14 protein-coding genes are annotated in these 12,253 nt (G+C 62.1%); 11 read left to right on the top strand and 3 right to left on the bottom strand.

What is annotated here, in order from left to right; all coding sequences use genetic code 11:
• Window positions 1-6: 6 nt before the first annotated feature.
• The 9 genes from KPB06_RS02785 (at window position 7) to KPB06_RS02745 (ending at window position 8,248) form a co-directional block, all read left to right on the top strand.
• Window positions 7-333 carry a hypothetical protein gene (locus tag KPB06_RS02785; RefSeq protein WP_275920325.1) on the top strand — a complete coding sequence of 109 codons (327 nt, stop codon included), beginning with the start codon at window positions 7-9 and terminating at the stop codon, window positions 331-333.
• A 574-nt stretch (window positions 334-907) separates the two neighbouring features.
• On the top strand, window positions 908-1,123 hold the full coding sequence (locus KPB06_RS02780; protein ID WP_134257878.1) for a hypothetical protein: 216 nt from the start codon (window positions 908-910) through the stop codon (window positions 1,121-1,123).
• Window positions 1,098-1,529, top strand: coding sequence for a hypothetical protein (locus tag KPB06_RS02775; RefSeq protein ID WP_134257877.1), 432 nt, complete (start codon window positions 1,098-1,100; stop codon window positions 1,527-1,529). Before KPB06_RS02780 ends, KPB06_RS02775 begins: the two co-directional genes overlap by 26 nt.
• 116 nt (window positions 1,530-1,645) lie before the next feature.
• Window positions 1,646-2,449 carry an HNH endonuclease gene (locus KPB06_RS02770; protein ID WP_134257876.1) on the top strand — a complete coding sequence of 268 codons (804 nt, stop codon included), beginning with the start codon at window positions 1,646-1,648 and terminating at the stop codon, window positions 2,447-2,449.
• 72 nt (window positions 2,450-2,521) lie between these two features.
• Window positions 2,522-3,139 carry a hypothetical protein gene (locus KPB06_RS02765; RefSeq protein WP_134257875.1) on the top strand — a complete coding sequence of 206 codons (618 nt, stop codon included), beginning with the start codon at window positions 2,522-2,524 and terminating at the stop codon, window positions 3,137-3,139.
• A gap of 72 nt (window positions 3,140-3,211) precedes the next feature.
• Window positions 3,212-3,553, top strand: a complete 342-nt coding sequence (locus tag KPB06_RS02760; RefSeq protein ID WP_038785438.1) for a hypothetical protein — start codon at window positions 3,212-3,214, stop codon at window positions 3,551-3,553.
• Window positions 3,554-3,556: 3 nt separating this feature from the next.
• A complete protein-coding gene (locus tag KPB06_RS02755; protein WP_134257874.1) occupies window positions 3,557-5,401 on the top strand; it encodes a phage integrase family protein in 1,845 nt (614 codons plus the stop codon).
• 358 nt (window positions 5,402-5,759) lie between these two features.
• Window positions 5,760-6,803 carry a hypothetical protein gene (locus tag KPB06_RS02750; protein WP_134257873.1) on the top strand — a complete coding sequence of 348 codons (1,044 nt, stop codon included), beginning with the start codon at window positions 5,760-5,762 and terminating at the stop codon, window positions 6,801-6,803.
• A gap of 47 nt (window positions 6,804-6,850) precedes the next feature.
• Window positions 6,851-8,248, top strand: coding sequence for an AlbA family DNA-binding domain-containing protein (locus tag KPB06_RS02745; protein ID WP_134257872.1), 1,398 nt, complete (start codon window positions 6,851-6,853; stop codon window positions 8,246-8,248).
• 152 nt (window positions 8,249-8,400) lie between these two features.
• On the opposite strand, the gene KPB06_RS02740 is transcribed toward KPB06_RS02745, so the two are convergent.
• The 3 genes from KPB06_RS02740 to KPB06_RS02730 are packed head-to-tail and all read right to left on the bottom strand — an operon-like array spanning window position 8,401 to window position 9,649.
• Window positions 8,401-8,640 (bottom strand): hypothetical protein, encoded by a 240-nt coding sequence (locus KPB06_RS02740; protein WP_134257871.1) that lies wholly within the window; start codon window positions 8,638-8,640, stop codon window positions 8,401-8,403.
• Window positions 8,637-9,206, bottom strand: coding sequence for a hypothetical protein (locus KPB06_RS02735; protein WP_275920324.1), 570 nt, complete (start codon window positions 9,204-9,206; stop codon window positions 8,637-8,639). The genes KPB06_RS02740 and KPB06_RS02735 overlap by 4 nt, the downstream gene beginning before the upstream one ends.
• A gap of 38 nt (window positions 9,207-9,244) precedes the next feature.
• Window positions 9,245-9,649, bottom strand: coding sequence for a plasmid fertility inhibition factor family protein (locus tag KPB06_RS02730; RefSeq protein WP_200161381.1), 405 nt, complete (start codon window positions 9,647-9,649; stop codon window positions 9,245-9,247).
• A gap of 158 nt (window positions 9,650-9,807) precedes the next feature.
• Between KPB06_RS02730 and KPB06_RS02725 the strand changes: the two genes are divergently transcribed.
• Complete coding sequence (locus KPB06_RS02725; protein WP_200161380.1) at window positions 9,808-10,854, top strand: helix-turn-helix domain-containing protein; 1,047 nt, start codon at window positions 9,808-9,810, stop codon at window positions 10,852-10,854.
• A 158-nt stretch (window positions 10,855-11,012) separates the two neighbouring features.
• Window positions 11,013-12,209, top strand: a complete 1,197-nt coding sequence (locus KPB06_RS02720) for a hypothetical protein (protein WP_275920323.1) — start codon at window positions 11,013-11,015, stop codon at window positions 12,207-12,209.
• The last annotated feature ends 44 nt before the right edge of the window (window positions 12,210-12,253 follow it).

Here is a 12,253-nt window from a genome sequence, read left to right as displayed (position 1 = left end):
GGCGAAGTGACAACGCCGATGACGGCTGTCCAGCAGATGTTCCTCGAGTGGTGCATCGCCTACATGAAATTCCGGATCGCCGACGCGATGTCGGTCGGTCTGATGTCCCTCGAGGCTGAGCGCTACGATGCCCTGTGGACCATGCTGCAAAAGGGCCGGTACGGGTTCCTCTGCGACGACATGATCGAGACCGGCCGGCGCCTGTTTCCGGACGCGCCGAACGCCCCGGAGGGTTCCGGGCTCGACGCGGCCTACGAGCGCGTGTGTACGACCCTGGACGACTGGTTGCCGAGCCTGCCGTTGCTGGCCGTGTATCTGATCATGCGGTCCTGAATGACGTCGAACCCGGCTGCGGCCGGCTTTTTGTGCGGTTAATGCCGATAACTCTCCTTATCGGCATTGCGGTTAATGGTCTAAAATGCCGTGGGGCCGGATTACACCTCAGAAGAGCAAGGGAAAACCCTTGTTTTGACGTTCGATGACTATCGGCCAGGGCGCCGGCACAGCGCATTCTTGAACACCTGTAGGGGCACCTTCACGACGAGCACAGGTGCTCACATGAAACTGGAAACGGTGATTCTCATGCTGCGCGGCGCAGCGGCCAGCGCCGCGCTGGTGTACTGGACGTGGAAACTGGCGTTGTTGATGACGGGCCTACACTGACTATCCCGCCCGCCCGTGAAGGGCGGGCGGCCCTGACCGAAAAGGAGCATCGGATGTTCTCTTGGCTCACCTGCTGGCTCGGCATGCACCGCCCGGACGCGAGCGGCCACTCGCCCTCGATCCTCTCCGACAGCGGGGACTACGTCTATCGTTGCGCGCGCTGCGGCACCATGTTCGTCGGGCGCGCCCCCAGGTAAGCGGACCGGCCAGCGTGCATAGCGCGGGCCCAACACGACCCACCCCCATGACAATTCAACTGATCGAAATTCCGTTTTTCCAGCTCGACACCAACATCCGAAAGGCACCATTGGACGCCGCGATCGACGCCTTGAATGCGCGTCTCGCGCATGCGCCCAATGTCCTCGAAGTGGTGTCGATCGAAACCGTGTGGGCGCCGCGCTTCCTCGGACTCGGCGCTAAGCAAACCGGCATTCGTGCCTGGTGCCGCACCCGTGTCTAAGGGGCCCCGCCGTGCGCCGCTGAGCAAAGCTCAGCTGCTGCCGCTGCCGACGGCGCAAACCCGCAGGCTATCGCTCAAGCACCACCTCGCGCAGACTTGCCTGGCTGCGGGGCAGGGCGGTATCGAATCCTTGTCGACGTTGTCGAACGTCATCGACATCGCGCAACGGATCGAGAACACGCAAGCGTCGGCATTTGAAAAGGCCGCGGCGGCGATCGAATCGTGTGTCGCGCGCGCCGAGCGCGACCAGCGGTTCACGCTCACCGAAGTCGAACGGACGGCGATTGCAGTCGCGCTGGTTGTTCACGACGCGCAGCTGGCGCGCGTTCCGTTTCATCGCTACCTCACGGCCCTCGAGCAAAGTACTGCTCGACCACGGTCACTCGACGAGCCGGCTGCGCAATAACACGACGGGCACATCCACCATGAACGTTGCATTCGACCGACCAGGCGCACTGTCCATCGTGACGTCCACACGGGTCGACGCGACCGCGCGGATCCGCACTGACCAGGAGAGACCACGTGGGCAGCAAGCGATTTCGAAATAAGACGTGCGTGTACTGCGGGCTGGAGCAGGGCGCGCATACGGCGGACCACGTGATCGCGCGCCAGTTTTTTCTGACGAGCGGACGCGACAACCTGCCGATGGTGCCGGCCTGCCTGGAATGCAACACGACGAAGTCGCGCCTCGAACATTACGTGCTGTCCGTGTTGCTGATGGGGGGCGTGCACGGTGATTCGATCGAGGCGCTCGCCACGCAGCTCGGTCCGCGGCTGGCCAAGAACGACGCGTTGCGCCGCGCGTTGTTTATCGGGCAGCGCGATCGCCTGATCCGACAGCCTGACGGCAGCTGGGCCACCGGGATGTCGGTGCCGTTCGACGGCGAGAAGTTGGCCATCCTGTGCTGCTACATCGCGCTCGGGCTCGCCTGGCACCACTGGCATCTCCAGATTGCACCGCACGCGGTGGCGTCCGCGAATATGTTTACGCGACCGGGGCAGGCGACGTTCGAAGACCTGTTGGCGCGATGCGAGGCCGGCGGCCGCGTCGACCACACGCTCGGAAACGGCGTGTTCGAGTACAGCGGCGTGTATCTGCGCACCAATCCGCGCATCACCTTATGGCAGATGAAGTTCTTTGGCGGCGTCGAGCTCGGTAGTGATCGCCAGAAAGGCGAGACGGCACGCAGCCTGTTTGTCGCGACCAACGACGCGCCGGACTGGATCGCGGCACGCAACACGAAACGTGTGCCGGGTCGCGCACCGATTGGACTCGGTGCGGCCGATGGCGAAGCTGACCCCTTGACGCCGGCCGGACCAGCGTGATTTCACACGCCGTCGTGTCGCATCGATTCAACCCGCGACGGCTTTGACCAACAACCAACGAGGAAGCCAACCATGATCGAAGTCCAGCGCCTGCAGGCCGGCGTCATACTCGCAGGCCCGCACTACATGATCCAGCTGACCCCGGTCAGCTCGGCCAACACGCTCAGTTCGCCAACCGTGAGCGTGAGTGTCCTGGCGCGCGCTGAGCTGACTGGAGATGACCGGAATGTCCGCCTGGAGGCATATGACGTCCGGCACGAGTTCAGGTTAGTCGACATAGCGGTCGACGCGCGCGAAATGCGCTGTCTGCGCGTCGCGTACGAGCGGGCGCCGCTGTTTCGCGAGGGTTTCACGCTGGCGCTCGAGGAGGGCATGGCCGAACAGCTGTCGGCCTATCTACCGCGCATCGATCTGATTAGCCTGGTCGCACTCGGTGTAGGCGACGCGGCCAAGCCGATGCTCGGCCGTGCGCCGGCGCCGCACGAGCAGGCGGTGATCGCCGACGTGGTGGCCAGCACGGTGCTCGACCAGAGCACGCCCGCGCAGGCGATGGCGTTCGCGATGGGGTTCGGCAGCGAGTGCGTGTTTTCGGAGACACGGGGCGACCATCCCGACTATGCCGCGATCGGCGCGGCCCTGCGCACCTCCGCCGTCGTCGAAATTCTTCAGAACGCCCAGCGAGGTCGGTGATGCTTGACGCGAACCGCTTCGCAGCGCCGATCGACGAAATCCACCTGACGGTACCGTACAGGAGTTGAATTCATGGCCCGTAAATCATCCACGAAGCCGCCCGCGCGCCCGGTACCCCGTCGCGTCGACGCGATCGTGTTTTCGCTCGCGATGCAAACCGGCGACGTCGAAGTCATCGGCATCCCGTTTGACCATCGTGGACGGACGTGGGCAATCCATGCCATCGTCGGCCTGCCGATCGAGGCGGCGCCCGTCTACACGGTGTCCGACGTCCTCACGGGCCGGCATGTGCCGGGCAGCGAGGCACAGACGCTCGACGCAGCACGCGCGGCGGCGATTGCGACCCTCGATGCCGTCACCGACACGTCCTGGGCCGAGGCCTTCGGCGTCACAGCGCAACCCGCAACCGCCTGAACCATGGCCAACCGTCCCCAGCAGCTGGCCCAGATGGCCTTGCGCAGTTACAGCCGCACCGAATTCACGGCGCTGCGCGCGCGCGTGAAAGGCCTGCCGATCGAGACGATCGAGCGGCTGTACTTCGATCGCGATGCCGCCGAGCCGGTCGATGTCGCGCAGCTGTTACGCACGATGCGCGATGACCTGGTTGCGGCCGCGCTGCGCGACGGGTCGCCGATATTGAAATCTCACCTGCAGGCGGCGATCGAGAAATACGGCGAGCCGCGCCTGACGCCCGTGTCGCTGCAGCTGATTGAGCAGGTCGCCGCGCAGTGGGCAGTCGCGCTGCCACAGGCCGAACATCCGGTCGGTCGCTGGTTCCGCTCGATCGTCGCCGCGCGCCTGGAGGGCGAGGGCATCCACACGCTCGGCGAGCTCGTCGCGTTCGTGAACCGCCGCGGCGGGCAGTGGTGGCGATCGGTACCACGTATCGGTGTTGGCCGGGCACGTGCGCTGGTTGCCTGGCTCCGGCGTCACGCGGCGTCGATCGGCGCCGCTGTGGAGGTCGAAGTCGACGCCGGCGACGCGCTCGCGCCGACGTCCGCAGGCGTCACCGCCGGCGCTGGACAGCTGGCGCCGCTCGAGCGCCTCGCGCTGCCCGACGCGCTGTCCGGGGTGCACGGTGCGAACCGGGCGCCCGTGTTCGCGTACCTCGGTGCCGCGCACGATCTGGATGCGGTCCGCGCGTACCTCCATCGCTACGACGACCGGCCCGCGACGCAGCGAGTCTACAAGAAGGAGCTCGAGCGGCTCGTGTTGTGGTGCGTGGCGGAGCGCGGCGTCGCGCTGTCATCGATGCGCGTCGAGGATTGCGAGGCGTACAAGGCGTTCCTCGCCGCGCCGGGCGAGCGCTTTACGGGGCCGCCAGTCGCGCGCACGAGTCGCCAGTGGCGGCCATTCGCGCCGGGCGGCCTCGCACCGGAAAGCCAGCGATATGCGGTTCGCGCGATTCGCGCGGCGTTCGCGTGGCTGGTCGCGGTGCGGTATTTGGCCGGTAACCCGTGGGCGGCCGTCTCCGATCCCAGCGTCGTCAAGCGTGTGCGCAAGCTGCAGGTCGAGCGGGCGCTCCCGCTCAGCCTTTGGACGCGCGTACGCGCGACGCTGGCCGAACGCGGCGAGCTGCAAGGCCCGAGCGGACCGCGCTGGCGCGCCGCGCGTGCGCTATTGCTGCTGATGGGGGATGGCGGCCTGCGGATCGCCGAGGCGGCCGCCGTGACGCGTGCCGCGCTCGTCTGGATGCCGGCGGAGGACGACACGCCGGCCAGCTGGTTGCTTGAGGTGATCGGCAAGGGCAACAAGCAGCGTTACGTGCCGATCAGCGACGAGTGCGTCGACGCGCTGCGCGCGCACTGGCGTGACCGCGGCCAGGATCTCGACGCGGCGGCCGCGACCGAACCGCCCGGCTTGCCGCTGGTGGCGCCGCTGGTGATTCCGCCGACGCCGCGGGCGCGCGAGAAATTCGGCGAACCCCTCGACACTACCGAAGCGGTAGCCGGCAGTGCAACGGGGGCGGGTTATTCCGTGCGCGGCGCGCGCGGACTCACGCAATGGGCGATCGCCCAGCTGCTGGAGGTGATGGAGGATCTGACCGAGCCAGAGCGGCGCAAGCTGGCCAGCACGTCGCCTCACGCCTTCCGCCACACGGTCGGCACCCAGATGTTGGCCGCGGGCGTCGCGCTCGAGGTCGTGCAGCGCACACTCGGCCACGCGTCGCTTGGCACGACGTCGATCTACGTGTCGCCGGAAGAGGCGCGGATGCGCCGGGAGGCGGCGAAATACCACGCCCGGCTCGGACGTTCTGCCTAAGTGGCGCACTCGCCCGTCCGGGGAGCTGAAGGTTTGCCGAGCCTCCGATTGTGATGAGCGATGCTTTGCCGCCATAATTCCTCGAAACACGATACGAAATCGATGAAATGACAGATCGGCAAAGGCACCTGTTATCGAGCTTCGTCAGATTCGACACGCACCCAAAGTCGCAACCCGGCTTATCTGCGATAAGGAAGGCGAATCGAGGGAGGCGCTATAGATTCGATTCGTATCGATGGATCGAGACTTTGTTGACTATCTCCGCAGCAGAAATTTTCCTTTTCAAGAAAACTGACGAACTGTTGCGTGATCGGCCTCCGAATTCTGTTTAACGGATACGGTTTTCCCCGGAGGGGCTTTGCATATCTTCATCGACGAATCTGGGACTTTCACGGGCATTGGCGCAGGCGCGCCGGCCGTCTCAACGATTGGTGCGTTGATCCTCACCTCGCACAGCCTGTCTAAACTGTTTAGAAAATATGAGCGGCTACGCATCAATCTTCCGAAGAACGGCAAGGGAGAGGTAAAAGGAAGCAAGCTCAACGAAACGCAGGTCGCGGCGGTAGTGGAATTGCTCCGCAAGAACGGTGCGATTTTCTGCGCGTCGATGATCGATCTTGCCGGGCATACGACCGACGACATAGCCGCGCACCGTAATCGCCGAAGCGCTAGTCTCGCCGCCAACCTTACCGATGGCCACACGCAGGAATTGCGCGACTCCGTTGCCGCTTTACAGGCGAGGATGGCCGGGTTCCCCGATCAACTGTATGTACAAGGCGCAGTGACGATTGACCTGCTCTATCGGATCATGCAGGACATGATCATGTACCACTGTCAGCGGTTCCCGAAGGAACTTGCCGAGTTCCACTGGATCATCGATGCAAAGGCCCCAGCCGTGGTCACCGATTGGGAAGATTGGTGGTCGAAGACCTTGGTCATATGGCTACAGGCAATGTCTCTAGAACGGCCTGGCGCGATGCTACCCGGCGGCGATTATCGGCATTTCCGGCGGTTCATCCTAGCCGAACTACCTGCCTATCTCCGCGATGTTGCGCCGCCTGGGGACCGAGCGTACGGAGCAGGCGTCGATCTCCAATTGATGTATGGCGAGAGCTTTCGGTTTTCGAGCGAGCCTGAGCCCGGGCTCGAACTGGTTGATATTGTAACTAATGCTCTCCGGCGCGGGCTGGCCGGAAACTTGGGTGAGGAGGGGTGGCTCCCGTTGCGCAGCCTCATGATCCACCGCAGCGATGTTTATGTAAGCCCGGTTGGTCTCATCTCCGACGACAATCGGAAGCTAGCGCAGTCGCTGCTCCCCGTGATGAACAAGTTCCGCACGGGCGGGCGGATCATGGCCACCCGAGGTCTTCAATGGCCAGATGAGGTTCTTCGGGATCGATAGGTCGAGCACGATGGTAGTCGATTCATCTCTTCTGAAAGGAGAACGCAGTGGCAGATGTGGACAGCTCGCGCGTCAAAGCACTCGTCGAACGACCGAGCGAAAGCCTCTCGGTCGAAATTAAGACATGGTTTGATCCCGATTCCCCAGAAGGGAAAATGAAGCTCGTTCGTGGCATGCTGGCGCTACGAAATGCGAACGGTGGTTACTTGCTCATAGGTTTCGACGACAAGTCGCTGAAACCGGACCTCGCGCGTGTCCCGCTAGATGTGAGGAGTACCTTCCATCCTGACAAGATCTTTGCTTTGGTTGCCCGATTTGCATCGGAGCAATTCGACGTAGCGGTCGAGTTCGTCGAGCGGGATGCCGTGATGTATCCAGTAATCATAATCCCTCCCGGTGTCCGGACGCCGGTGGCGGCAAAGTCCGACCTGAAATTGGACGACAAAAGCGTTGTTGCGGTGGGCGACGTTTACGTCCGGACATTAAACGCCAATCGAGTACCCAGCAGTGCCAAAGTGCAATGGAATGACTGGCCCGCGCTGATTGACATCTGTTTCGACAATCGGGAGGCGGATATCGGTCGCTTTGTCCGCCGTCACTTGAGTGGCCTCACCCCGGAGACGGTCACGGCGATATTCGGCGCGATGGGTGACGTCGATGCTGGGGTGCCCGCCGAGCAGGGGCGCCTGCAGAAGCTACTGGACACCGGAAAGGATCGATTTTCGGCGGCAGTTGAGCAGCGCAGTTTGCTAGTGCCGCAGACCGGCTATTGGGAAGTGGCGATGTACCTGGACGGCCCGATTCCGAAGCAAGATTTCAGCAGGTTCATGAACCTGATGAAGTCAAGCAACCCCGAGTACACCGGTTGGCCAGTTTGGCTCGTGTCTGATGATTTCGAACACGAGGCGGATCGCCCATATGTAATCGACGGTGTTTGGGAAGCACTGATTGCGCTCGCGCACGGCCGTCACATTGATTTCGAGCGTTTCGGTACCGAAGGCCATTTCTATTATTTGCGGGCGCTGTTCGATGATTCCCAATTGACCAACTACAGCCCGACACCAGGCACAGCATTCGACTACGCGCTACCTGTTTATGACTGCGCGGAGGCCATCGCCGTGGGATTGGCTTTTGCCAAGGCGATGGGATGTTCAGAGGACGACTGCACGCTGGAATTCGCTTTTCGCTGGTCTGGTCTTAACGGCCGCGAGTTGGCTGCGTGGTACGACCGCCGAGGCGGTGTCATCTCCCCGGGAAGAATAGCGCATCAGGACACCATCACGGTGTTTCAGTCTGTGCCCTTGAGCACGCCACTTTCCGCGATTGGTGGGTTGCTGGCTCGATCGCTGCAGCCGTTGTATTCACTGTTCAAAGGTTTTGAACTCGGGGCAAAGATTATCGAAGACAAATCGAGATTGCTGGTCGAACGCAAAGCGGACTTCTAATTTGATTTTTCAGGATTGGGGGAGCCGCCGCGACGCGTCGCCCAGTCGAAGCTGAAGTGGTCTGCCTCGGCGAACACCAAGGGGTAGCTCGAATACGGTTCAATTCGGCAATCGGCCAACACGTCGAACTCAGGTGAAATCAACGTGGAATATCAGGCCCGCGGCCAGCGCCCGTGACGAAGCTGAAGCTCCCAGTAGGACAGGATGAGAGGCCGCCCGGACAGGTTGCGGATGGTGATGGTGTTACCGAGCTGCTCGTCGGTACAGAACGAGTATCTGATGTCGATGCGATGCCGATCTCGCGACAGTTCCCCGAGCTTGATTCCTGCGAGTGTCGTCGAGAGCACTGCGCCCCACGCGGCGAGCATCGGTGACAAAAATTGCCCATTCATACGCCTTTCCCTGCGGCGTATGCCTGATGTGCCTCGTCGAGACAGTCCCCGTAGTAGGTGGAGAGGTCTTCCGGCAGGGGCGCGCGACCCGGCATCGTAAGTGTTGATGCGGGGAAGTTCGAGCGGATGTGCGCGTACAGAAAGAGGACACACTTCAATGCGATCGCCAGTGACGGAGTGTGCATCTCGTCGAGGTCGTCCAGATGTGCGACGAACTTGTCACGGTAGACGCGCACGGTGTCCAGGTACCGCTTCCAGTCGTTCGGACTCGTGGCTGCATCTTGCAGCATGTCGCCAAGAAATCGTTGCCGCTCGGTGTCGTCCCGAATCACGCGCTTCCAGTGATGAACCGCATTGCGGTCGGCAAACAGTTTGCACCATTCGAGCACGGCGATATCGAGCATATTGCCGTTGACCGTTGCCCCGAATTGCGTGTGCTGCTTCAGCGCACCCGAGCCATCCTCGTTGACGAAGCCCATACGGTAGTACGCGATATTGCGCACGCAGTGGCAGCAGAGCAAACAGACCCGCCGCACGAACCGCGGATCGAGTAACGTGAGTGACATAGCCCCCCTTTCTTCAAATTGGTTCGATCGAATGCGGCCTAACGCGCGACGAGATCAAATCGCCCAACGCGCTCGGTGGTCCCAAAGCAAGTTCTGCAGGTCTCGATGGAGTCCTCGTCAACCTCGACCGGCAACGCTCGCAGGCCGTGATCGCGCAGCCAAGCAAACCGATGGCGTCCGTCCGTGAAAGAGACCGTTCCGTCGACCATCGAAACAGTCGGGATGAAAATTGGGCGCGCTCCGATCGCGCTGCGCAGAAACTGGCCGACCGCCTCGTATCTGCCATCCTGGTCCGATCCGAGACCCTTTCGGCCGACGTACTCGGGCGTGCCGCGCCATACCGCGTCGAGCGATTCCACGGCGGCCCAGATGACCGGATCAGGCTCGTCGGTCCAGCCGTTGCCGATTGGGTGCTGTATCCAAACCAGCTGCTCGAAGTCCATCGCTGTGCCCGCGTTGTGGTTGTTCCACCGCCACTGTAACGTGGAAGCGGCACAGGGACCGATTCCGGTGGCACCGCTCGGCCTCTCGTTACCCTTGACACGACAAAATGTCGTGCTAAGGTTATGGGAACGACATTCTGTCGTTTAACGGAGGCGGCATGGCCAATGGAACGGAACACCTCACGATCGGGGAACCCAATAACGAGACGTTGCGCGCATTGCGCCTGCGCAGTCGTCGCACTCAAGGTCAGATGGCGCACCTGTTGCTCGTCACCGAACGCCAGTATCAGCGCTGGGAGGCCGGCGAATCCGAGATGCCACTCGCGAATTGGGAATTGCTGCTGCGCGTATGGGGAGCCCGCCAGCCGATCGACTTCGAGTTCCGGACCGATCCGACACGCGGCTGGGACACCGAGCGCGACACGGTCCGCGACACGATCGAGCCGGGCGACGTGGTTGAATTGCAGCCCATTCAGGGACCGCTGCTGCGTGCGACGGTTAGCAAGGATCCCGCGCCCGAGCCGCCCTCTCATGACGAGCGCTACAGTGCGCTCGTGACGGAATTCGTCGGGGTCGAGGATGCCGGCGACCACTATGAAGGCTTTCGGATTGGCGAGCGCGTGACCTTCTCGCGCGGCAATGTTATCCATCTCGAACAACGTGCACCGTCGCACGGTCATCCTCGCATCGCGGCACACCCGCTAACGCACGGCAAGTCCTCGGCGGAGCTGCTCAAGCAGCTGAAGCGTAAGCTGTCAATCAACACACGAGCCACCGGTATCCTGCATCGTGCGATCGTCGCGTTGCCTGACGAGTTGTGCGAGCCCGGTCGGCTTTCTCAAGAACGTGTTGTGTTTTATGAGGCGCCGAGCTCCGCAGGATCGGCGGCGCACCTGGAGCGGCTGCTTGCCGTTGCCTGGGGCGTCGATACGAACCGTTGGACGGACCGCGGCTACATCTACAACATCTACAGTTCGTACGAGCTGCAGGAACGGTCGTTTGGCGAAACGGACCTCGGCGAGCTGAGCCTGTTTGAAGTCGGCGGCGGTGGCATGTCTGGCGTCGGCCCGGACCGCCTCGAGTATGCCCGCCGGTCCGACGTCGACTTGCTGGTGTCGCCGCGGGTCGCGACTCGCCTGCACGAACTGCTCGCGATCGTAGAATTTCTATACGAAGTGGCCGGCCGTACCGAACCGCTGCGTTAGGAACAACGGACGGCCACGCCGGGCGCGATAACACCACGAACACAACCACCTTGAGGGACCACCCATGAACGACGCGTCGATCATGGAGATGCGCAAGGGTATGGTCGAGGGTCGACGGGCAAGACCTCAATTGGATTTGGTACCAGCGGGGATTCGAAATGACACGAACGGCATATTCAGAACAATTCGGCCGGGAACTGGACGTAGAGCAGTTGGCGCGCCTTTGCACGGGGACGCCGACAGACACTCCGATCAACCTCTCTCTAGCGGCGACGCGAGACGCTCTCGATGCCGCGATGCCGGGGCTCGAGTGCCCGTCGTGCTTCGCGAAAGGAGCTGTCCTGATACGCGAAGGCCGTAGCAGCAACGGGAGGGTGGTTCGACAGGCTCATTATCGCTTCCTCGATTCCGGAGAGCAGACCGCGCATCATCCCCTATGTGACTTCTATCGCAACGATACATCCGACACTAAGCGGGAGGGCAGTGTCGACTTCGGTGAAACAAAGTCCGCGTTGACGCGTGCGATCGGGCAGCTTGTATGCGTTGGCATTGAGCGGAAAATGTTCGATCAGTCCGATATGCGCGCGCTCCGGAAGTGGCATTTCGAACTTCGATCCACGCATCAGTTCCGCATCACCCGGCCGGCAGCAGCCGTCAGCTGGTGCGTCGAGCTTGTAGGTCGGCGCGGCCACGCAAGCGATTTGCCATTTCAACCGTGCTTCGGCGATCTTCTTGATTTCGACTGGAAGCACGCGGCAGCACGCGAGCTGTCCACTCGATATCGCGTCGTGATCGAGCGGTTCCTCGCAATACTTCCATTTGGCGTCGGCTGGTTCCATGCGAAAGAGCGAGCGATGTCGCTGATTAACCAGCATATGGGTCATACCATGTTCGACGCGACGCCGCTTGAAATCCACTACGGCCGCACGATCGCGTTGGCCGATTTTGCCGCCTTTCACTGGCAGCCGCTCAGGCGGGCATTTAGCAGACCGAATCTGATCGGCGAGGAATCGAAGGGGGCTCCGGTTCTCGCCCTTTGCGCGCTTCTCTTATTTGTATCCGGATGGGACCTATTGACGGCTGCAGAGAAACTCGTTGCGCTGATTTCCGCGGCACAACCTAGCGACAACACACTCGGGAACTTTATTGGCTTGAACCCATTTCACGATGTGTTGGCTTTGCGCCTGATAAAGGCCGTCCAGGACGCCACCGAGGGAGTGACAAGCAGCTTCGAATACGGGGAGGAACTGCGTGCCGAAATCCTGACGATGCAGGCGCAACACGCAGCGTATCGTGCTGCAAGGTCGCTGGAGCAGCCCCCTGAAACGCCGGACACAGTCACCCACTTACAATAACGGGTAGGCATAAGACTGTGTTTTTGACTAACACCAGGCAGGAA

This window comes from Burkholderia semiarida (assembly GCF_029268935.1).
GTDB lineage: Bacteria > Pseudomonadota > Gammaproteobacteria > Burkholderiales > Burkholderiaceae > Burkholderia > Burkholderia semiarida.
This window is presented reverse-complemented; position numbering and strand designations above follow the sequence as displayed.

What these genes read in the sequence shown, in the direction of transcription:
- KPB06_RS02735 (WP_275920324.1), bottom strand. Translation starts at nt 9,206, where the DNA reads ATGTCACTCACGTTACTCGATCCGCGGTTCGTGCGGCGGGTCTGTTTG.
- KPB06_RS02720 (WP_275920323.1), top strand. Translation starts at nt 11,013, where the DNA reads ATGACACGAACGGCATATTCAGAACAATTCGGCCGGGAACTGGACGTA.
- KPB06_RS02780 (WP_134257878.1), top strand. Translation starts at nt 908, where the DNA reads ATGACAATTCAACTGATCGAAATTCCGTTTTTCCAGCTCGACACCAAC.
- KPB06_RS02730 (WP_200161381.1), bottom strand. Translation starts at nt 9,649, where the DNA reads ATGGACTTCGAGCAGCTGGTTTGGATACAGCACCCAATCGGCAACGGC.
- KPB06_RS02740 (WP_134257871.1), bottom strand. Translation starts at nt 8,640, where the DNA reads ATGAATGGGCAATTTTTGTCACCGATGCTCGCCGCGTGGGGCGCAGTG.
- KPB06_RS02755 (WP_134257874.1), top strand. Translation starts at nt 3,557, where the DNA reads ATGGCCAACCGTCCCCAGCAGCTGGCCCAGATGGCCTTGCGCAGTTAC.
- KPB06_RS02765 (WP_134257875.1), top strand. Translation starts at nt 2,522, where the DNA reads ATGATCGAAGTCCAGCGCCTGCAGGCCGGCGTCATACTCGCAGGCCCG.
- KPB06_RS02760 (WP_038785438.1), top strand. Translation starts at nt 3,212, where the DNA reads ATGGCCCGTAAATCATCCACGAAGCCGCCCGCGCGCCCGGTACCCCGT.
- KPB06_RS02725 (WP_200161380.1), top strand. Translation starts at nt 9,808, where the DNA reads ATGGCCAATGGAACGGAACACCTCACGATCGGGGAACCCAATAACGAG.